18 protein-coding genes and 1 pseudogene are annotated in these 20,712 nt (G+C 67.4%); 11 read left to right on the top strand and 8 right to left on the bottom strand.

Annotated features, from left to right (window positions below; all coding sequences use genetic code 11):
• The first annotated feature begins 7 nt into the window (after positions 1–7).
• On the top strand, positions 8–2,095 hold the full coding sequence (locus tag RJ1_RS08955; RefSeq protein ID WP_073359602.1) for a heavy metal translocating P-type ATPase: 2,088 nt from the start codon (positions 8–10) through the stop codon (positions 2,093–2,095).
• Between the two features lie 111 nt (positions 2,096–2,206).
• Here RJ1_RS08955 and RJ1_RS08950 read toward each other — a convergent pair.
• Positions 2,207–3,132 (bottom strand): annotated as a pseudogene (locus RJ1_RS08950) (DUF2252 family protein); the annotation flags it as partial.
• 185 nt (positions 3,133–3,317) lie between these two features.
• Between RJ1_RS08950 and RJ1_RS08945 the strand changes: the two are divergent.
• From RJ1_RS08945 to RJ1_RS08920, 6 genes are read left to right on the top strand one after another with little or no spacing between them, the layout of a single operon-like run.
• Complete coding sequence (locus RJ1_RS08945) at positions 3,318–4,352, top strand: extracellular solute-binding protein (RefSeq protein ID WP_073359601.1); 1,035 nt, start codon at positions 3,318–3,320, stop codon at positions 4,350–4,352.
• 41 nt (positions 4,353–4,393) lie between these two features.
• Complete coding sequence (locus RJ1_RS08940) at positions 4,394–5,452, top strand: ABC transporter ATP-binding protein (RefSeq protein ID WP_073359600.1); 1,059 nt, start codon at positions 4,394–4,396, stop codon at positions 5,450–5,452.
• Positions 5,449–7,248 (top strand): ABC transporter permease, encoded by a 1,800-nt coding sequence (locus tag RJ1_RS08935; protein WP_073359599.1) that lies wholly within the window; start codon positions 5,449–5,451, stop codon positions 7,246–7,248. Before RJ1_RS08940 ends, RJ1_RS08935 begins: the two co-directional genes overlap by 4 nt.
• Before the next feature lie 21 nt (positions 7,249–7,269).
• Positions 7,270–8,622: a class-II fumarase/aspartase family protein gene (locus tag RJ1_RS08930; RefSeq protein ID WP_073359598.1), complete on the top strand. Its 1,353-nt coding sequence runs from the start codon at positions 7,270–7,272 to the stop codon at positions 8,620–8,622.
• 15 nt (positions 8,623–8,637) lie between these two features.
• Positions 8,638–9,693, top strand: coding sequence for a LacI family DNA-binding transcriptional regulator (locus RJ1_RS08925; RefSeq protein WP_240319855.1), 1,056 nt, complete (start codon positions 8,638–8,640; stop codon positions 9,691–9,693).
• A gap of 10 nt (positions 9,694–9,703) precedes the next feature.
• Positions 9,704–9,955, top strand: coding sequence for a recombinase family protein (locus RJ1_RS08920; protein WP_240319856.1), 252 nt, complete (start codon positions 9,704–9,706; stop codon positions 9,953–9,955).
• Here the strand turns inward: RJ1_RS08920 and RJ1_RS47555 are convergent.
• The 3 genes from RJ1_RS47555 to RJ1_RS08910 all read right to left on the bottom strand — a co-directional run bounded on the left by RJ1_RS47555 (position 9,888) and on the right by RJ1_RS08910 (position 12,991).
• The gene (locus RJ1_RS47555) at positions 9,888–10,130 is read right to left on the bottom strand and encodes a hypothetical protein (protein WP_240320048.1); all 243 of its coding nucleotides are present in this window, start codon (positions 10,128–10,130) and stop codon (positions 9,888–9,890) included. The two genes, RJ1_RS08920 and RJ1_RS47555, sit on opposite strands and share 68 nt — an antisense overlap.
• Positions 10,131–10,259: 129 nt before the next feature.
• Positions 10,260–11,966, bottom strand: coding sequence for an FAD-dependent monooxygenase (locus tag RJ1_RS08915; RefSeq protein ID WP_073359597.1), 1,707 nt, complete (start codon positions 11,964–11,966; stop codon positions 10,260–10,262).
• A 62-nt stretch (positions 11,967–12,028) separates the two neighbouring features.
• Positions 12,029–12,991 carry an MBL fold metallo-hydrolase gene (locus tag RJ1_RS08910; protein WP_005249229.1) on the bottom strand — a complete coding sequence of 321 codons (963 nt, stop codon included), beginning with the start codon at positions 12,989–12,991 and terminating at the stop codon, positions 12,029–12,031.
• Between the two features lie 254 nt (positions 12,992–13,245).
• Here RJ1_RS08910 and RJ1_RS08905 point away from each other — a divergent pair, with 254 nt between their 5' ends.
• A complete protein-coding gene (locus RJ1_RS08905; protein WP_073359596.1) occupies positions 13,246–13,527 on the top strand; it encodes a type II toxin-antitoxin system RelE/ParE family toxin in 282 nt (93 codons plus the stop codon).
• A 58-nt stretch (positions 13,528–13,585) separates the two neighbouring features.
• Positions 13,586–13,885 carry a HigA family addiction module antitoxin gene (locus tag RJ1_RS08900; RefSeq protein ID WP_073359595.1) on the top strand — a complete coding sequence of 100 codons (300 nt, stop codon included), beginning with the start codon at positions 13,586–13,588 and terminating at the stop codon, positions 13,883–13,885.
• A gap of 91 nt (positions 13,886–13,976) precedes the next feature.
• On the opposite strand, the gene RJ1_RS08895 is transcribed toward RJ1_RS08900, so the two are convergent.
• The gene (locus RJ1_RS08895; RefSeq protein ID WP_073359594.1) at positions 13,977–15,032 is read right to left on the bottom strand and encodes a YeiH family protein; all 1,056 of its coding nucleotides are present in this window, start codon (positions 15,030–15,032) and stop codon (positions 13,977–13,979) included.
• Positions 15,033–15,133: 101 nt separating this feature from the next.
• Here RJ1_RS08895 and RJ1_RS08890 point away from each other — a divergent pair, with 101 nt between their 5' ends.
• Positions 15,134–16,039, top strand: a complete 906-nt coding sequence (locus tag RJ1_RS08890) for a LysR family transcriptional regulator (RefSeq protein ID WP_073359593.1) — start codon at positions 15,134–15,136, stop codon at positions 16,037–16,039.
• Positions 16,040–16,046: 7 nt separating this feature from the next.
• Here RJ1_RS08890 and RJ1_RS08885 read toward each other — a convergent pair whose 3' ends face one another.
• The 3 genes from RJ1_RS08885 to RJ1_RS08875 form a co-directional block, all read right to left on the bottom strand.
• Positions 16,047–16,778, bottom strand: coding sequence for a sulfite exporter TauE/SafE family protein (locus RJ1_RS08885; RefSeq protein WP_073359592.1), 732 nt, complete (start codon positions 16,776–16,778; stop codon positions 16,047–16,049).
• Between the two features lie 48 nt (positions 16,779–16,826).
• The gene (locus RJ1_RS08880) at positions 16,827–17,855 is read right to left on the bottom strand and encodes a phosphotransacetylase (protein WP_073359591.1); all 1,029 of its coding nucleotides are present in this window, start codon (positions 17,853–17,855) and stop codon (positions 16,827–16,829) included.
• Positions 17,856–17,941: 86 nt separating this feature from the next.
• Positions 17,942–19,312, bottom strand: coding sequence for an aspartate aminotransferase family protein (locus tag RJ1_RS08875; protein WP_174694954.1), 1,371 nt, complete (start codon positions 19,310–19,312; stop codon positions 17,942–17,944).
• 220 nt (positions 19,313–19,532) lie between these two features.
• Between RJ1_RS08875 and ald the strand changes: the two genes are divergently transcribed.
• Positions 19,533–20,654 (top strand): alanine dehydrogenase, encoded by a 1,122-nt coding sequence (gene ald, locus RJ1_RS08865; RefSeq protein ID WP_073359590.1) that lies wholly within the window; start codon positions 19,533–19,535, stop codon positions 20,652–20,654.
• Positions 20,655–20,712 lie beyond the last annotated feature (58 nt).

Raw genomic sequence — 20,712 nt, 5'->3', positions numbered from 1 at the left:
AGCAGGCATGTCTCACGATCACCAGCAGCAGGAAGTGGAACAGGTCCGGCACACCGGACACGACAGTCACGACGCACACAGCGGCCACACCGATCGGCACGCCGGTCACGGGGCGCACGGTGAGGTGTTCCGCCAGAAGTTCTGGGTAAGCCTGGCGCTGTCGGTGCCGGTGGTGGTGTTCAGCCACATGTTCGCCGACCTCCTCGGCTACCCCGTCCCCGACTTTCCCGGGGCGTCCTGGATTCCGCCGGTGGTCGGTACCGTGATCTTCTTCTACGGCGGCGCGCCGTTCCTCACCGGCGCGTGGAGCGAACTGAAGTCGCGGCAGCCGGGCATGATGCTGCTGATCGGCATGGCGATCACGGTCGCGTTCCTCGCGTCGTGGGTCACCACGCTGGAGATCGGCGGGTTCGACCTCGACTTCTGGTGGGAACTGGCGCTTCTCATCGTGATCATGCTGCTCGGTCACTGGCTGGAGATGCGGGCGCTGGGGTCGGCGTCCGGCGCCCTCGACGCGCTCGCCGCGCTGCTGCCGGACACCGCCGACAAGGTCACCGACGACGGCGTCACCGAGGTGCCCGTCTCCGAACTCGCCACGGGCGACCGGGTACTCGTCCGGGCCGGCGGCCGCATCCCCGCCGACGGCACCGTCGAGGACGGCCGCGCGGAGGTCGACGAGTCGATGATCACCGGCGAATCCACTCCCGTCCCACGGTCGGTCGGTGACACCGTCGTCGCGGGCACCGTCGCCACGGACAGCGCACTGCGAATCCAGGTGGGCGCGGTGGGGGAGGACACCGCCCTCGCCGGCATCCGGCGACTGGTCGCGGACGCGCAGTCGTCCTCGTCCCGTGCCCAGGCCCTCGCCGACCGCGCCGCGGCGTTCCTGTTCTACTTCGCCTCGATCGCAGGACTTCTCACGTTCGTCGTGTGGTCGCTGCTCGGCAACGTGGACGAGGCCGTCGTCCGGACCGTGACGGTTCTGGTGATCGCCTGCCCGCACGCCCTCGGCCTGGCGATACCCCTCGTGATCGCCATTTCCACCGAGCGCGCCGCGAAGGCGGGGGTGCTGGTGAAGGACCGGCTGGCGCTCGAACGTATGCGGAACGTCGACGTCGTCCTGTTCGACAAGACCGGCACCCTCACCCAGGGCCGGCACGCGGTCAGGGGTGTCGTCGCCACCGCCGGTGTCGGCGAGACCGAACTGCTGGCCCTCGCCGCGGCGGTGGAGGCCGACAGCGAGCACCCGGTCGCGCGGGCCATCGTCGCCGAAGCGGCCGCGAAGGTGCCCGCGGACGAACGACGCACCGCCACCGACTTCCGGTCGCTGCCCGGCCGCGGGGTGCGCGCGAGGGTCGACGGCGAGGAGGTCGCGGTCGGTGGGCCCGCAATGCTGGCCGAGGTCGGAGTGGCTGTCCCCGAAGACATCACGGCCACCACTAGTGCCTGGATCGACCGCGGCGCCTCCGTCCTCCACGTCGTCCGCGACGGCAAGGTGCTCGGTGCGGTGGCGCTCGAGGACGCCGTACGCGAGGAGTCCCGCCAGGCGATCGACGCGCTGCACGCCCGCGGCGTGAAGGTCGCGATGATCACCGGCGACGCCCGCCAGGTCGCCGACGCCGTCGCCGCCGATCTCGGGATCGACGAGGCGTTCGCCGACGTGCTGCCGGAGAACAAGGACGCCGAAGTGGCTGCGCTGCAACAGCGCGGCCATCGGGTGGCGATGGTCGGCGACGGCGTCAACGACGCGCCCGCACTCGCCCGCGCGGACGTCGGCGTCGCCATCGGGGCGGGCACGGACGTCGCCATCGAATCGGCCGGTGTCGTCCTCGCCGCCGACGACCCCCGCGCGGTGCTGTCGATCATCGACCTGTCGCAGGCCAGCTACCGCAAGATGTGGCAGAACCTGGTGTGGGCCACCGGCTACAACATCATTGCGGTGCCGCTTGCCGCCGGTGTCCTCGCATTCGCCGGGGTCGCGATCTCCCCGGCCGTCGCGGCGATCCTGATGTCGATCTCCACCATCGTCGTCGCACTCAACGCCCAGCTGCTGCGAAGACTGGATCTGGATCCCGCACGGCTGAGCCGGAACTGACCGCGGGCTGCGTCGGCCTTGCTGGCGCCCTCGCGAACGCGAACGCCCGCCCGTGCCGAACAGCGCCGGGAGTCGAGTACAGGTCGGGGGCGGATCTGTTGTCGCTCGACATCATGCTCCCTGGTGCGCGGTGATCCGGCCGTCGTCGATCGCCTTCCGTAGCGCGGCGTGGTTCGTTCTGGTCGGCGTAGGTTTCGGCGAATGCGGTCAGCGCTTTGTCGAAATCGTCGTCCGAATCGAGGTAGCCGGCGATGGCGAACCGGTCGCCTGCGCGGGCATGTGCGTACGCGAGTGCCCGGGCGCACAGCCGGCCGTAGAGGGCCGTGGTGTCGGGATTCATGGCTTCGATGACGGCGGATCCTTTGCCGTCGCGCAGTTGGCAAATGTAGAAGTCCCGCACCACGCCGTCGGTGTCGGGACCCTGCTGCCAGCCGAGGAGGATGTCGCCGGCCGCCTGCATCAGCGGTTGCCCGGTCACGACGCGTTCGCCCTGGTTCGTGAAGGCCGGGCCGTCCAGGTATCCGGCGAGGACCGACGGTTGCGCCTCCTTGGCCTGCAGGAACAGCGGGTCGCCATCCGGGCCGCGGAGCAGGATGATCCAGGCCCGGGTGCCGACACTGCCCACCCCTACGACTTTCCGTGCCGTTACAGGTACTCGAATCGATCGAACAGGACACGTCGGGCGGCTGCAGAGTGTCACGGTCGTCGCGCAGTCGCCGGATCAGCTCCCAGTCGACCTGTTCGGCTTCGGTTTCGCTGAAGATCTCCTCGATCGGCACGATCAGCGGTGGCGTGCTCACGATCCGCGGCTGCCCGTCCACCAGAGTGGTGAGTTTGGACAGCGCCTTCAGGCTGTCGCGCCCCGGATTTGTCGAGCGTCTTCCGCACGCGTTTCCGGGTCGAGGAGTCCAGGACGTCGCGGTACTCGTCCAACTGGGCGGCGGCATCGATGTGGGAGTACAGGCCGCGAGCTCGCCGCGCTCGGCCTGGTAGGTCATGGTTTCGCGGTATTCGGCCGCGCAGGCACGGGTGGTTTTCGGAATTCACTGTCGCCGAAGTCCGGGGTTGACAGCCGCGATGGAGGGTGGTTATCTAGGTCACAGATCGTCTGGTAGATCGATCTATCACATTCTTACGAAGCCGGATCGACTCCACATCTCGGGAGCTCCGGCTCAGCACAGCGAGGCGGCCGAAGGTCGTGCTCGGAAGGTAGGAGCACTTCATGAGGATCCGGCTGATCGCCGCCTTGGGCGTCATTACGGCCCTGGTCCTGGGCCTGTCCGCGTGCGGGCTGTCCTCGGGACCGAACTCGGTGGCCCTGACCATCTACACCTCGCGGCCGAAGGTCATCGCCCAGCAGGTCGTCGACGCCTTCGAGGCCGCCCATCCGGAGTACAAGGGGCGGGTGCAGATGCTCACACTCGGTGCCAGCGAAGTCCTGCAGCGTGTCCGCGCCGAGAAGAACCGCCCGCAGGCGGACATCTGGTGGGGCGGAACCTCCCAGCAGTTCGGGCAGGGCGTCGACGCCGATCTACTCACCCCTCCGCCGGCTGAGGTGATCGACCGGGTCCCCGAGCAGTACCGCGGGGCGGACAATCTGTGGCTCGGTGAGATGCGGATGGCCGAGGTCATCTTCTACAACAACACGATGCTCACCCCCGAGCAGGCACCGAAAGACTGGGGTGACCTGGTCGAACCCGACATGCAGGGAAAGATCTTGCTCCGCGACGTCGCCGCGTCCGGCACGATGCGCAGCATCTTCTCGGCCCTGATCGGCCGCGCCGCGGCCGAGACCGGCGCACCCGATGCCGGCTACGACTTCCTGCGAGCGCTGGACCGCAACACCAAGGACTATCCGGCCAACCCGAGCGATCTTTACCTGCGCATCCAACGGCAGGAGGCCCCGGTCAGCATCTGGAATCTGCAGGACATCCTCGTCCAGCGCAGCAAGGGCGCTCCGTTCACTCCGGTCATGCCCGCCTCGGGCGCCCCCGTTTTGCTCGATGGGGTCGGCAAGATCAAGGACGGACCGCACGGGGAGACCGCCGACACCTTCCTGAACTTCCTCCTCCAACCGACCACTCAGCAGATGTTGGCGGACAAGTCCTTTCAACTTCCGACCGTGCCGCTCGAGCAGCCTCCGTCCTGGCTGGCCGAGGTCGGACTCGACGAGATGCCGGTCGACTGGCACACGATCAACGAATTCGAAGCCGGATGGATGGACTACTGGGTCCAGAACATCAAGAACCGCAGCTGAACTCGACCCCGTACCCACCTCTTTTCACTGGAGCATTCGCCGTGATACCGATCAAACTCGACGACATTCACAAGAACTACGGCACGACCACGACCATCCAGATGGACACCACCATCGCCGCCGGTGAGCTGTTCACCCTCCTGGGCCCCTCCGGCTGTGGGAAGTCGACGCTGCTGCGGATCATCGCCGGCTTCGTTCCCCCGACCAGCGGCCGGGTGCTTTTCGGGGACAAGGACGTCACCACCATGCCGCCGAACAAGCGGGACACCGGCATGGTGTTCCAGAACTATGCGCTGTTTCCGCACATGAGCGTCGCCGAGAACGTCGCGTACGGTCTCAAGGCCCGCAAGATCGACAAGACGGGCCGCGGTCGGCGTATCACCGACGCCCTCGCGCAGGTCGGTCTCGCCGGCTACGAGGACCGCCGCATCGAGCAACTCTCCGGGGGGCAGCAGCAACGCGTCGCCCTGGCCCGCGCGGTCGTGATCTCGCCGTCGGTGCTGCTGCTGGACGAGCCCTTGTCGAACCTGGACGCCAAGCTGCGGGAGGAGACCCGCACCCAGATCCGCCGCGTGCAGACCGAAGCGGGCATTACCTCGATCTACGTCACCCATGATCAGGCCGAGGCGATGGCGATGAGTGACCGGATCGCGGTCCTCGACGCCGGCCGGGTCCACCAGATCGCCTCCCCGCAGACGATTTACCACCGCCCCGCAACGGAATTCGTTGCCCGCTTCATCGGCCGAAGCAACGTCTCCGCAGTGGTGGTGCTCGCGGTCGATGCCGACTCCGCACGGGTGGGCCTCGCGGACGGGACCGAATTGACCGCGCCGTTGCCGGACTTCGGGCCCGTCACCGCCGGTGACCGGCTGGCGGTGTCCCTGCGCCCGGAAAACCTCGACTTCGTCGCCCCCGAGCACGGACTGTTCAAGGGCCACATCACCGAGGTCGAATTCACCGGCGCCACCAGCACCTACACGGTGGCCTCCGGCGACCGGACCCTGCATGTCACCATCGCGGACCGCGTGGACCGACCCCAGGTCGGCGACAACGTCTGCGTCGGCGTGACCTCCGGGCAGCCCTGGCTGGTGCAGTCATGAGCACCCCGGCCGCGATCGATCAACCTCCGTTGCCCCACACCGCCGCCGCTTCCGCACCGCCTCGTCCACCCCGCAGGTCACTGCGGTCGAGGCTGCCCGGGAGTTCCTCGGACCGGTTCGTCTACGTCCTCGCCGCCCCGGTGCTGGCGATCCTGGCGTTCTTCGTCGTCATCCCGATGGCCTACACCGCGATCACCAGCACCGGCGGTGACGGTGCCGCCGACAACTACGGCACCTTCCTCTCCGGCGCGTCCGGCACCGCGCTGATGCTGTCGGTCGGGATCTCCGTCGCGTCGGTGCTCGGGTGCGGCCTGGTCGGGTCGGCGCTGGCGATCCTGCTCAACCGCTTCGACTTTCCCGGTCGCCGGGTCCTCGAGACGGTGGCGATCCTGCCGATGGCACTGCCACCGCTGATCGGTGCCGTCTCGTTCGTGCTCCTCTACAGCGAGACCGGGATCGTCCCCCGGGCACTGTCCCAGTGGTTCGGTGTCGACCCCGCGACGGTGTCGGTCAGCGGCGTCGGCGGCGTGTTGCTCGTGCACGTGTTCACCATGTACCCGTTCTTCTACCTCCCCGTCGCCGCCGGGCTTGCCGGGATGGACTCCTCACTCGAGTCCGCCGCCTACAACCTGGGCGCGAGCCGGTGGCGGGTATGGCGGACGGTGCTGCTGCCGATGCTCACCCCCGCCCTGGTCTCCGGTGCCCTGTTGACGTTCATGATCTCGATGGCCTCGTTCACCGCCCCGCAGCTCTACAACGTGCAAACCCTGACGATGCAGATCGTCTCGACCAAGACCGTCGGCAACCAGGAACTCGCGGCCGCGCAGGCCACCGTCCTGGCGATGGTGTCGATCTTGTTCCTGATCGGCATGAAGTGGTACCAGGGCCGGCGCACCCACCGCAGCCTCTCGAAGGGGATCCAGCGTGACCGCACCGTCAGTACAGGACCGATCCGGATCGTCGCCGGGATCGGGACCGCGGTCCTGACCGTGCTGCTGATGGCACCGGTGCTGACCATCGTCCTGGTCTCGTTCTCGGTCGACAGCTCCTGGACCACCCAGGTCATCCCGCCGACCTACACCCTCGGCAACTACACCACCCTGTTCACCGACCCGGCCAGCCTGCTGCCGATCTCGGTGAGTGTGCAGATGAGCTTCCTCGCCACGATCGGCGCCATCACCATCGGTGCCTGCGCCTCCTACGTCGTCGCCCGCTGGCGCGGGCCCGGCCGCAACACCGTCGACATCATGGTCATGCTGCCCTGGGCACTGCCCGGAACGGTCATCGGCGTCAACCTCGTCAACGCCTTCAACGAACCCCAGCCCAGCAACCTCGGGTTGTCCCTGGTCGGAACCCTCTGGATCCTGCCGATCGCCTACTTCGTCCGCTTCGTGCCGCTGGTGTTCCGGTCCACGAACGCCGCCCTCGACACCATCGACCCCTCTCTCGAGGAGGCCGCCCGCAACCTCGGCGCCGGCCCACTGTCCGTGTTGCGCACCGTCACCATCCCGCTGGTGTCGAAGGGCATCCTTGCCGGAGCCCTGCTCGCCTTCGTCGACGGCGTCGGGGAATACGTGGCCTCGGTGGTCATCTACCCGGCCAGTTACCCGCCGCTGTCGGTGGAGATCTACAACCGCATCTACTCCTCCGAATTCGGCACCGCCGCCGCCTACGGCACGCTGCAGATCGCCCTCATCCTGGCCGTGCTCATCATCAACAGCCGACTGCAGGGCGACCGGCGCGGCCGCCGCGGCAAAGCCGCCGCCGTCGCCGCCACCGCGGTCCCCACCACCTGAACGAGAAGGCGACACCCGCTCATGAAGAAACGCTTCACCTCCGCGCGAGTGCCCGGCACCGGCATGGAGCAACTGTTTTCCACACCCGCACGCTGGCAGGCCTGGCTCGACGTCGAGGCCGCCCTCGCGAGGGCCCAGGCCGACCTCGGGCTCATCCCGGCCGACGCCGGGAAGGCGATCAGCCGGGCCTGCGATCTCGACCGACTGGACTCAGACCGGATCAACGCCGAGATCGACCGGACCAGCCACCCCCTGATGCCCCTGATCGTCGAACTGGCCCGAGCGGCCGGCGACGACGGCGGTTGGGTGCACTGGGGAGCCACCACCCAGAACATCACCCAAACCGGGGATGTCCTGCTGCTGCGGCGCGCCCACACGATCATCTGCGGCCAGATCACCGACATCCTCACCGTGCTCGCCGATCTCACCGAACGCGGGGCGGAGATGATCATGGCCGGCCGCACCCACGGCCAGCACGCCGTCCCCATCACCTTCGGATTCAAGACCGCCGGGTGGATCGACGAATACGTCCGGCACCTCGACCGTCTCGATCAGATCAGTCCCCGCCTGTTCGTCGCCCTCCTCGGCGGCGCCGCCGGCACCTCCGCCTCCCTCGGTGAGGATCCCGGCACCCTGCAACGGGCCGTGGCCACCGACCTGGGCCTGACTCCGATGGCGGTGCCGTCCCGCAGCATCAGCGACCACTTCGCGGAGTTCGTCACCGTCCTCGGCCTGATCGCCACGACCAGCGGCAAAATCGCCCGCGAAATCTACCAACTCATGAAGACCGAATATCACGAGGTCGAAGAACCCGTCCCCGCCGGAACGGTCGGCAGTTCGACCATGCCCCACAAACGCAATCCGCAACTGTGCCAGGACATCATCGGGATGACCGCCGAGATCAGGGCGCTCGTGCCGCTCGCCCTCGAATCGGCAATCAGCGAACATGACGCGGACAACGCCCCCTCCGCCCTCTTCGACGTCGAGCAACACGCGTGCGAGTTGACCGCGGACACGCTGGCCCGCATCCACCTGATCGTGGCCAACTTGCAACTCGACCCCCGACGGATGCGCAGCAACCTCGACCTGTCCGGCGGCATGATCGCCTCCGAGGCCATCATGCTGCGCCTCGGCGAAACCATCGGCCGACAACTCGCACACGAAGTCGTCTACGACGCAGCGCAGACCGCGAGCACCACCGCGACCTCGTTCACCGATGCCCTCGCCGTCGATCCCCGCATGACCTCCCAACTCGACACCGACACCATCAAGAATCTCCTGCAGCCCGACTCCCACCTAGGATTAGCTCCCGCGATCGCTCACCACCAAGCGATCCGCGCCCGTGAGATCGTGGTTTCACGCCGCGAGAATTGACCGGAGGTAGTACCGATGCCCGCGACCGACGACCGCACCAAACCGGCGACACTGCTCGACGTCGCCGAGCGCGCCGGCGTGTCGCGGGCCACCGCCTCCCTGGTCCTGCGCGGAACCGGGCGGGTCTCCCAACCCACCCGCGACCGCGTCTTCCAGGCGATGACCGACCTCGGCTACATCTACAACCGCGGCGCCGCGTCACTACGCACCCGGGAAAACAACGTCATCGGGGTACTGGTCACCACCGTCACCAACCCGTTCTTCGCCGAAGTCATCATCGGCCTCGAAGAACGCCTGGGCGAACTCGGCTACGTCTGCCTGATCGCCAACACCCTCAACGACACCACCCGACAAGACCAACTGATCACCTTCCTCCAGGAAACCAGCGTCGCCGGCGTCGTCATGGTGCCCGCCTTCGGCACCGAACCCGCCGCCATCGACACCCTCACCGCCCGCGACCGGCCCCTGCTCTTCCTCACCCGCCGCATCGGCGACACCGGCAACCTCTACATCGGTACCGACGACATCACCGGCGGCCGCCTCGCCACCGACCACCTGATCTGGCACGGCTGCAACACCATCACCTACCTCGGCGGCCGGGAAGACGCCATCGCCCGGCACGACCGCATCCACGGTGTCCGCGAATCCGCCGCAAACCACGGCTACAACCCGGACTCGTTGTCCTTCATCGCCTCGCCCACCAACGCCCGAGGTGGACTCGCCGCCGCTCGCGAACTCCTGCAATCCGGTACACCGATCGACGGCATCATCTGCCACAGCGACACCGTGGCCCTCGGCGCCTACCGCGCCTTCCACGACGCCGGACTCGCCGACACCGTCAAGGTTGTCAGCTTCGACAATGTCGACAACGCCGAACTCATCGAACCACCCCTGACCACCCTGTCCTCGAACCCCCGACAACTCGGCCGCACCGCCGCCCAACAGATCTACGACGAACTCAACAACGAAGAAGGCACCGACACCACACTCATCGAACCCGAACTGATCATCCGGCGCTCCTGCGGATGCCCACTCCCCCCGGCCCATGGCGAACCCCTAGACGACCGGTAGCAGCTGGAAAATGGTGAACAGCCGCGGCTCGGGGATCGTCGAAATCCATCGTCCCGACCATCAGGTCGATGCGTTGCGTCGGCCCGGGGTGGCCGCGGAGAACATCCACGTCGACCACGCCGGAGGGACGAAAGCGTCACGGCCCGAACTCGATCTGGTGCTGAAGCGATTGCGTGGAGGCGACGTTCTGGTGATCACTCGGTTGGATCGGCTCGGGCGGTCAGTGCGTGCACTTGATCACGCTTGGCGCCGATCTTCCTGAGCGCGGCATCGGACTGAAGGTGCTCGAGCAGGGGATCGACACTGCCACTGCCGAGGGCCGCGCGATGTTCGGGATGCGCGGCCCGGGGCAAGGGCGGTACCGGCACGCTGTCGGTCAACGGCGACAAGGTCGGCCAAGGCCGTATCGACAAGACCGTGCCGGTGTACTTCTCCACCGACGACACCTTCGACGTCGGCGAGGACTGGGGCCCCATCTCGCCCACCTACGACCCCCCCGTTCACCTTCACCGGCACCCTGAAGGAGGCCACCGTCCACACCGAGTCACCCTGACAATCACAACGATTCACCGCGGACCACCCACTCGATCCACGGAAACCTCCGCGCGAACAGCTGCTCCGAAGACTGGATCTGGATCCCGCACGGCTGAGGCGGAACTGACCGGTGTCGCGGGGCTGCCGGAACCGTTCAGTCTTCGCAACGCCGACACCAGCCCGTCGACCGTGTCGGTGACCGCTGCGATGTAGGCGTCGGGGCGGATGACCCATACTTCACCGGGCTTCGCACCCAGCGCGGCGGTGAGGACTCCGATGCTGTCGATTTCCGACAGCCGGACGAGGCGGATCGGCGTGTGCACGGCGTCGAGGGCGGCGGCGCGGATGTCGTCGACGCTCACATCGTCGCCGACGAGGAGAAGGATTCCGCGGCGGGCGATCTCGCGGAGGCGGGTACCGCCACCGCCGCGCAGCGTTACCGGGGTGTCGGGTACGAGGATTCCCGGCGCGGCGGCCGGAGTGCAGCCACGGTCGGGACGCCCGCTGAACGGCCGTCCCGGATCGTATGTGGTCAAGGATGATTCGATGTACCAGAACGGCTCGGCGAGGCGACCGCTGTCGACCTGTGCCCGGGCCTGCGAGTCGGTGACCGCCGCGGTGAGCACCTCGCGTCGATGCCGGTGCTGGTCCTCGGACTGCGGGACGAGGAAGTCCATCGTCGCCGTGGTGACCGCGATGTTCTCGACGGCCGCCGCGTGCCGCTCGGTGTGGTAAGTCTCGAGCAACGACTCGTCGGCCCAGCCGCGGAGGACGAACGCGAGCTTCCACGCCGCGTTCTCGGCGTCGGCGACACCGGAATTCAGGCCGCGCGCCCCGAACGGCGACACGATGTGCGCGGCGTCCCCGGCTAGCAGCACCCGGTCGACACGCATCCGGTCGGCGACCCGGGAGTGGAAGCGGTACACCGATTTCCACACGATGCGGTAGTCGGTGTCGCCGATGATCTTCCGGATCCGCGCGTCCAGCGCGCCCGACCGCTCCTCGGCCGCGAGGTCGTAGTCGCCGGGCACCTGCCAGTCGATGCGGAACGTCGAGTCCGGGCACGGGTGGATGAGCACCTGCCTGCCCGGGTTCCACTCCGGGTCGAAGTAGAAGCGGCGTTCGTCGGCCCAGCCGGGGATGTCGGCGGCGATGTCGCAGATGAGGAACTTGTCGTCGAACGAGCGGCCGTCGAACGTGACACCGAGCTGCTGTCGGAGCGCGCTGCCCCGCGACCCCACCGCGACCACGGCGTAGTCGGATGCGATCACGCGGGCACCGGAGTCGGTGCGGCAGGTGATGGTCACGCCGGACTCATCCTGGTCCACCGACGTGACCTCGTGTCCCCAGCGCACGTCGATCAGCGACGAGCGCGCGATCTGCTCGTCGAGCAGTTCCTCGGTGCGGGCCTGCGAGATGTTGACGAACGGCGGGAACGACGAGATGCCGCGGTCGACGAACGTCTGCGCGAACAGTTCGTGGTCGCGGTGGAACGTGCGGGCGCATCCCCACGTCACGCCCTCGTCGGCCAGTTGCCGGCCGACGCCGATCGCGTCCCACACCTCGAGGACGTCCCGCTGCTGGCAGATGGCCTTCGATCCGATCGGGTCGCGTTCGGCACGGCCGTCGAGCAACGTGACCGGTATGCCCCAGCGGGCCAGCAGCAACGCCGTCGTCTGCCCCACCGGGCCGTTGCCCACGACGGTGACCGTGCCGCCGCGGGTGTGTCGTCTTCCCATGATCCTCGCCTTGTCAGTATGAAACGGTGACGGACGTCAGCCCCGTGAAACGGTGACGGATGTCAGCCCTGCAGCTGGTCCCAGACCTCGCGGTCACGTTCGGCGGTCCAGATGACGGGCCGTTCGATACCCGACAGTTCGTCCCATACGCGGGAGACGTCGAACGGGAGGCAGTGTTCGAAGATCGGCCAGTGCCCATACTGCTCGTTGAGTGCGGCGTGGGTGGCCTCGAACGCCTCCTTCAGGGTGCCGCCGCGCTGCTGCACCGCCCCGACCTCGGCCAGCATGACCTCGATGAAGTGGCGGGTCTGCTCGATGGCGGCGTCGACGGCCTCGCGACCGTGGGAGACGGCGCCGCGTCCGCCGATCAGGACCTCGGCGCCGAGCGCCTTGATCCGGTCGAGGGTGCCGGTGGACCAGTCGCGGTGGAAGGCGTCGCCGGTGTAGAGCGCGGCCTGCGCCTCGACGAGGTCGCCGGCGAAGAGGATCTTCTGCTTCGGCAGCCACGCGGTGATATCGCCTTCGGTATGACCGCGGCCGAAGTGCTGGAGCACCAGGTCGCCGCGGCCGCCGCCGAGGTCGATGGTGAGTTTGTCGGCGAATGTCAGGGTGGGCCAGGTGAGCCCGGGCACGGAGTCGGCCGCCTTGGCGAGGCGCGGCATGCGTCCGAATTCGCTTGCCCAGTCTTCCTTTCCACGCTCCTCGATGAGGGCGCGGGTGGTCTCGTGCGACACGATGGTCTCCGCGTCGAACGCGGACGCACCGAGCACGCGGACGGCATGGTAGTGCGACAGCACCAGGTAGCGGACGGGCTTGTCGGTGTGCTCGCGCAGCTTGCGCAGCCAGTCCTGGGCGGCCACCGGGGTGGCGAGCGCCTCGAAGCAGACGACGAAGTCTTCGCCCTCGATGGCGCCGATGTTGGGATCCCCCTCGGCGGTGAGGGCGTACACGCCGTCGGCGAGCACTTCGAGGGTCTGCTCCTTCTCACCGAGGTCGGCCGACGAAGCGAAGCTTGTGGGGCTCATGCGATCCACCTAACTAATCAAAGGTTTGATTGATGGTGGTCACAGTAACCCGGATCACAAAATAATGAAAGCCTTGATCAAAATTTGTTCGCCGGGAGCCCGGCCGCCCTGGGTCCCCACCGAACGAACGGGACGCTCGTTCGATCTGACGCAACGAGCGTCCCGTTCGTTGCGGGGTCAGTACGGCGCCCGGGTCGGCAGCCGGCACATCTATAACGTTGCGCGTTATTAACGCAGCGCGTTATAGTTGTCGGGTGATCGAATCGTTCGGCGACAAAGAGACCGAGCGGGTCTTTCATCGGCAGTTTTCGAGCATGCTTCCGCAGGACATTCAGCGGGCCGCGCGCCGGCGCCTCCTGTTGATCGACGCGGCCACCGACGTCAACGACCTGCGGGTGCCCCCGGGCAATCGCCTGGAGAAGCTCTCCGGTGACCGGTTGGGGCAGTACAGCGTTCGGATCAATGATCAGTACCGCATCTGTTTCAACTGGCGCGCCACAGCCGCGTACGACGTGGAAATCACCGACTATCACTAACCACCCGAGGGGAGCCGACGCTCCATCCGACCACAGAACCGACAAAGGAACACCGATAATGACTGCAGACCTGAGCCCCATTCACCCCGGTGAGATCCTCCGTGAGGATTTCCTCGAGCCGTTCGGGATCACACAGAACCGTCTCGCCACGATCATCGGTGTTCCGCCGCGACGGATCAACGAGATCGTGCTCGGAAAGAGGTCGATCACCGCAGACACCGCTCTACGGCTGGGGAAGGCATTCGGCAACAGTGCACAGTTCTGGCTCAATATCCAGGCCAGCTACGAGCTCGCCATTGCGGCCGACAAGCTGGGCGACACCCTCGCCAAGATCCCGCGTCTGTCGGCTTCGAGGTAGGCACGACGCCGAACGAACGGGACGCTCATTCGATCTGACGCAACGAGCGTCCCGTTCGTCGCGGCCGGGGCGCGGCGGGGTGGGTGCGATATCACCCCACCAACAGCACGCCGACCAGCGCGATCGATGCCACCCAGAGCGTGGAGATGGTGGCGAGGACGAAGGGGCGGGCGCCGACCTTCTTGATGGTGGAGACGTGGACGCCGGCGCCGAGGGCGAACATGGCGGCGGTGAGGAGAGCGGTCTGCACGATCTTCGCGTCGGCGAGGAGGCCGGCGGGCAGTACGCCGATGGACCGCAGGCCGACGCAGGCGAGGAAGGCGAGGACGAACAGCGGGATCAGCGGGGGACGCTTCACGTCGGCGTCGGTGCCGGCGAGGGAGCGCTGCCGCACGCTGAGGACGGCCATGACCGGCGCGAGCATGAGCACGCGGGCGAGTTTCACCACGGCGGCCACACCCAGGGCGGCGCCGCCGATCGCGCCACCTGCGGCGACGACCTGCGCGACCTCGTGGATCGATCCGCCTGCCCACAGGCCGGCGTCGGTGTCCGACAGCCCCAGCGCCCGCGCCAGCAGGGGGATCGCCGGGATCATGAGGGTGCCGAAGATGACGACGAGCGCGACCGCGGTGATCACCTCTTCCTCGTCGGCGTCCACGACACCGTCCACCGCCGCGACGGCGGCCGCACCGCAGATCGAGAAGCCGCAGGCGATGAGCAGCCGTTGCGTCCAGCTGAGGCCGAGAAGCTTGCCCGCGAACATCGTGCCCACGATCCCGAGACAGACGATCGCGACCACGACGACGATGACGCCCCAGCCGAGTCCGAGAATGTCGCTCAGCATCAACTGGAGTCCGAGGAGGGCGATGCCCACCCGGAGAAGTTTCTTGGCTGAGAATTGCAGTCCGGGACGAAGGCGCTCGGGCAGGTGCGCGACGTTCGACAGGACGGCGCCGAGCACGATGGCTATCAGCAGCGGGCTGACCGTCGGCAGCAGCCGGCCGACGCCCATCGCGAGGGCGGTGGCGACGGCGCACAGCGCGAGGCCCGGAAGGAGAGTGGCCGTGGCGGTCTGCAGTCGCGGCAGCGTTCCCGTGCTCTCGACTCGCTGTTCCTCGGACTTCGATTCGCTCAGTTGACTACTCATGTGTACACGGTCCGCCAGTCCGGCACTCCGCGGTAGCCGTCATCTCGACATGAACACATATCATTCTGATATGTCTTGCGCCGGGGTCATATACTCGACGTATGTCCCGCAGATGGCCCGAGTTCCCCGTTCTGGAGTTACTCGTCGGCGTCGACGACCACGGAAGCCTCAGCGCTGCCGCCAGACTCGTCGGAATGGCGCAGCCGAATGCGAGTCGCGCCATCAAACAACTCGAGCGCCAGTTCGGCATGACACTGTTGCAGCGCAGCCCGACGGGCTCGATACTGACGCCGCAGGGGACCGTCATCGCGCACTGGGCGCGCCGGGTGCTGTCCGATACCCGCCGGATGCTCGACGTGGCCGAGGGCCTGCGTGCGGAACGCGCCGCCGAGTTGACGGTGGGTGCCAGCATGACGGTGGCGGAACACCTGATGCCGGGGTGGCTGGGGCAATTCCGCCGGTTGCACTCCGACGTCACCATCCATCTGCAGGTGCACAATTCGACTCAGGTGTTCGAACGGATCAACAGCAGAATCTGCGATGTCGGGTTCGTCGAATCGCCGACGGTGCCACGCCCGCTCAAGAGTCTCACTGTTGCACGCGACCGATTGGTCGTCGTCGTTCACCCCACCCATCCGTGGGCGCGGCGGCGCAAGGCCCTGTCCATCACCGAGTTGGCCATGACTCCACTCCTGGCCCGGGAGCCGGGATCCGGCACCCGGACCACCCTCGACGTGGCGTTGCAGGAATACGACCGGGCGGCACCGCTTCTCGAACTCGGGTCCGCCGCCGCGATTCGCACCAGCGTGCTGGCCGGAGTCGGTCCCGCCGTGATGAGCACCCTCGCCGTGGCGGAGCAGGTCGCCTCCGGTGAGCTGAAGGTGATCGACGTCGACGGACTCGAACTCGACAGAGTCCTGCGGGCCGTGTGGCGCGGCGCGCGTCAGCTCGACGGTCCCGCAGGCGAACTGGTGCGGCTGGTCCGCCGGGTCGGCGCCGAGAACTGAGCGACGCTCATCCCAGAAGGCAGGTCGCCGCTCCGGCAGCGATCACCAGCACGATGACCGCGGAGCGAAACACGCCCGGCGGAAGACGGCGGGCGATCGCCAGTCCGGTGACGTTGCCGATCAGCGCGGCCGCGACGAAGACCGGGAGCCGCGGCCAGAACATCGACTCCGTGATCTCGTCACGGAACCACAGGATGGAGAGCGCCATGATGTTGGCGACGATGAAATAGCCTGCGAGGTCGGCGATGAACGCCAGCGGAGGCAAGCGCGCTCGCATCAGCAACAGGACCGGCGGCGGTCCGTTGAGGGACGTCGTCGTTCCGAGGTAGCCACCCACGGAACCGGTGAGGACGTGCGCGGTCGTCGACGGTGTCCGGGTGGTGTCCGAACGGGTCGGGAGGGCCATCGCCAGCCCGCACAGCATCACCACGATTCCCGCTGCCGGTTTCAGATACTGCTCCGGCAGCAGACCGAGGGTGACCGCACCCAGCCAGGCGCCGGGCAGGCTGCCCCCGCCCAGCAGTGCCACCCGTCCCCAGCTGATGTGTTCTCGCAACTGATAAGCCGCGCCGATCCGCGTGATCAACCCGGCCATCAGATTGACGAATACCACTTCGGGAACGTCGAATCCGATGATCAGCATCACCGGTGTCGCGATCAGTGCGGTCCCGAACCCGGTGGCGCCGCCGATGACCGACGCGATGCCGATGCACAGGGCACCCACGAGGAGCATGGTCATCGCGACTCCGTTCTCGATCCGGTGGCACGGTGTGTGCCGGTCCGACGCTCAGGTGGCGAGGGATTGCACTGCACTCACCAGGGCCATCAATTCGATGTCGCTGGTGGTGCACCCGCGGGAGAGGTCGTTCCACGGCGCGGCCAAGCCTTGCAGGATCGGCCCCAAGGCTATTGCACCGCCGAGTCGTTGGGCAATTTTGTATCCGATGTTGCCGGCATCGAGATTCGGGAACACCAGCACGTTCGCCCGGCCGGCGACCCGCGAGTCGGGCGCCTTGGACGCACCGATCTCGGCGACGAGCGCGGCATCGAACTGCAGATCTCCGTCGACATGCAGTTGCGGATCCCGGACGCGTACCAGTTCCGCGGCCTCGCGGACCTTCTCCACGCGCGGATGACGGGCGCTGCCCTGGGTGCTGAACGACAGCATCGCCACGATGGGTGTCTGCTCGGTGAGATGGAAGTGGGTGGCGCCCGCCGCCAGCGCGATGTCGACCAGTTCGTCGACCGTGGGGTCGGGCACGACGGCACAGTCGGAGAACGTCAACTGCCGACCGTCCGGCAGCAACATCAGGAACGAACTCGACAGGATGCTCGACCCGGGGGCGAGCCCCACGATGCGTAGTCCGGCCCGCAGCACGTCGGACGTCGGCCTGCCCGCACCGGCGACACCGGCATCGACCACTCCGGCACGCAGCGCCGCCGCGGCGAGGCACACCGGGTCGGACAGCGCCGACTCGATCCGGTCGGGGTAACGGGCGAACCCGGCTTCGACGGCTCCGCGGATCGCGGGGTCTGCGGCGGCATCGGCGATGTCGAGAACGAGCTCCTCGGCCAGAGGGATACCCGTAACCTCGGCGATGCGCCGGATGACGTCCCGCCGCCCGAACAGTCGCGGCGAGACGACACATTTGTGGTGCAGGGAGTGGGCGGCGCGGATCGCGCGTTCGTCTTCGCCGTCCGCGAGACCGACGATGCGGTTCTGCCCGCGCAGAGCAGCGACCCAGTGATCGATCAGCGATGAATCACTCTGTCGTGCAGTGCCGGTAGGTGGTACAGCGGTGACGCCCGGGGCCATGGCCTCGCTCTCCCGTCGATACGAAGAGGGGTGGCGGCCGTCGATGGTCGACGACCGCCACCCGCTGGAATGAGGGAACTCGTTCCCTACGGCTGGATTGCCTTCTCGATGTCGGTGAGCATGCTGTCGATTCCGTGGAGCAGTTCCGAGAGCACCTCGTCGTCGGCGACGAGTGGCGGCGAGATCATCAGCATCGTGGCGCCGCGATCGTCGCCGCGGAGGATCACCTTGGTGCGGGCGAACGCTTCCGGCAGCACCTTGCGCAGGACGGTCAGCGACTCCTGCTCGGTGAACTCGCGGCCGCTGTCGCTGTCGGCCATCAGCTCGATCGCGTAGAAGAACCCGGTTCCGCGCACGTCCTTGACGCAGCGGTGCGCACCCATCAGCGAGTCGAGTGCGGTCCGTAACTTCGGGCCGCGAGCGGCGACGTTGCCCAGCACGTTCTCGTCCCGCATCGCGGTGATGTTCGCGACCGCCACCGCGGTCGACACCGGGTGCCCGCCCCACGTCGCGCCGTGGGTGAACACGCCGCCCTTGGGTGAATCGTAGAGCTCACGGACCAGCTGTTCACGCACGATGAGACCACCGAGCGGAGCGTATCCGGACGTGGAGCCCTTCGCGAACGTGATCATGTCCGGCACCACGCCGGTGAGACCGTGCCCGAACCAGTGCCCGAGGCGGCCGAACGAGCAGATCACCTCGTCGGAGACCAGGAGGATCCCGTGCTTGTCGCACAGCGCGCGCAGCGCGGGCCAGTACCCGTCCGGCGGGACGAGGGCGCCGCGGCCGTTCTGCACCGGCTCGGCGAAGACGGCGGCGATGGTCTCGGCGCCCTCCTCCTCGATGACGGCCTCGATGGCGGCGATGCAGTCGAGCTGGTCGGCCGGGCCGCAGTCACCGATGAATCCGAGGGTGTTGGGTACCGAGCGGACACCCGGCAGCAGCGGGCCGAACGGGTCTTTGATCTTGGGCAGCTGTGTCACCGAGAGGGCGCCGAGAGTGGTTCCGTGATAGGCCATCTCGCGGCTGATGATCTTGGTTCGCTGGGGGTTACCCTGGCTGCGGTGGTACTGCCGGGCGAACTTGACCGCGGTCTCCACGGCCTCGGATCCCGAGTTGACGAAGAACGTCGTCCCGAGGTCACCGGGCGCCAGGTCGGCGATGAGCGCGGAGGCCTCGATCGCGGGAATGTGGGCACTGCCCCAGTTCGAGGCATACGCCAACGTGCCGATCTGCTCGCTCGCCGCCCGGGCGATGTCGTCGCGGCCGTGACCGATGTTCACGCAGAACAGACCTGCCAGACCGTCGAGGAAACGGTCCCCCTCGGTGTCGATCAGGTAGCTGCCCTCGCCGCGAACGAACACCGGAAAGTCGCTTTCCCAGGTGTCCTTGCGGGTGAAATGAGGTCCGAGGTGCCGGCGGGCTCGTGCTCGCAATTCGGTAACGTCCACGACCATCTCCTTCGTTGTCGAATGGCTGTGACCCACAACATACCGACGAGGCAGACCGCAGGTCAGGGCCAGAAGAGCGGTATTCGATGGGTCCAGACTGGTCCCCGCAGACGGCGCCCAACTGGTCCTTCTGGTCCCATGCCAGAGTGATCCAGACTTCGGTATCGCTCGGGCACCACGACTTGTGGTCGGAGCGGCGAACAGCCCCAGCTAACGGAGGTCTCAGATGAGGATCGGTATCCCCAAGGAAGTCAAGAACCACGAGTACCGGGTGGCGGCCACTCCCGCCGGCGTGCACGAACTGGTTGCCCACGGACACGACGTGTTCGTCGAACGCGGTGCGGGGGAAGGCTCCTCGATCGGCGACGACGCCTACGGTGCCGCCGGCGCGAAGATCCTCGACACGGCCGATGCGGTCTGGCAGAGCGCGGAACTGGTCCTCAAGGTCAAGGAGCCCATCGCGGAGGAATACCACCGGATGCGTTCGGACCTCACGCTGTTCACCTACCTGCACCTCGCCGCGGGCGAGGAGTGCACCCGAGCCCTGCTTTCCGCCGGAACCAATTCGGTTGCGTACGAGACCGTTCAGCTTCCCGACGGTTCGCTGCCCCTGCTGTTCCCGATGAGCGAGGTCGCCGGCCGGCTCGCGCCCCTGGTCGGTGCGCAGGCACTGATGCGACCGGAGGGTGGCCGCGGCGTACTGATCGGCGGCGTGTCCGGTGTGTCCCCGGCGCGCGTCGTCGTGATCGGTGCCGGCGTATCGGGCATGAACGCCGTCGCCGTCGCCGCCGGCACGTGGGCCGACGTCGTCCTTTTCGACAAGAACGTCGACAAGCTGCGCGCCGCCGACCGCATGTACCAGGGCCGGATCCGCACCCTCGCCGCCAACTCCTACTCGATCGAGCAGGAGGTCATGCAGGCCGACCTCGTCATCGGCGCCGTGCTCGTCCCCGGTGCGAAGGCACCGAAGATCATCTCGAACTCGCTGGTCTCGCGGATGAAGCCGGGCAGCGTCCTCGTCGACATCGCGATCGACCAGGGTGGTTGCTTCGAGGATTCGCGTCCCACCACCCACGCGGAGCCCACGTTCAAGGTCCACGACTCGGTGTTCTACTGCGTGGCGAACATGCCGGGAGCGGTGCCCCACACCTCCACGTACGCACTCACCAACGTGACCTTGCCGTACACCCTGCAGATCGCCGAGAAGGGCCTGGCCCGGGCGGCGCGGGAGAACGCTGCGCTGCGCGCCGGAGTCAGCACGGTCGCCGGCCGCCTGACGAACGACGCCGTCGGCGCCGCTCTGGGAATCGAGTCGGTCAACGTCGACGAAGCGCTCGACCTCGTTTGATTTCACCGCCGGCCCGGCATACTGAGGAGTGCTCGTACGAGAACTTCTCGGCGTGCCG

Source organism: Rhodococcus jostii NBRC 16295, assembly GCF_001894825.1.
Lineage (GTDB): Bacteria > Actinomycetota > Actinomycetes > Mycobacteriales > Mycobacteriaceae > Rhodococcus_F > Rhodococcus_F jostii.
The sequence above is the reverse complement of the archived record's forward strand: the minus strand, read 5'-3'. Positions and strand labels throughout refer to the sequence as shown.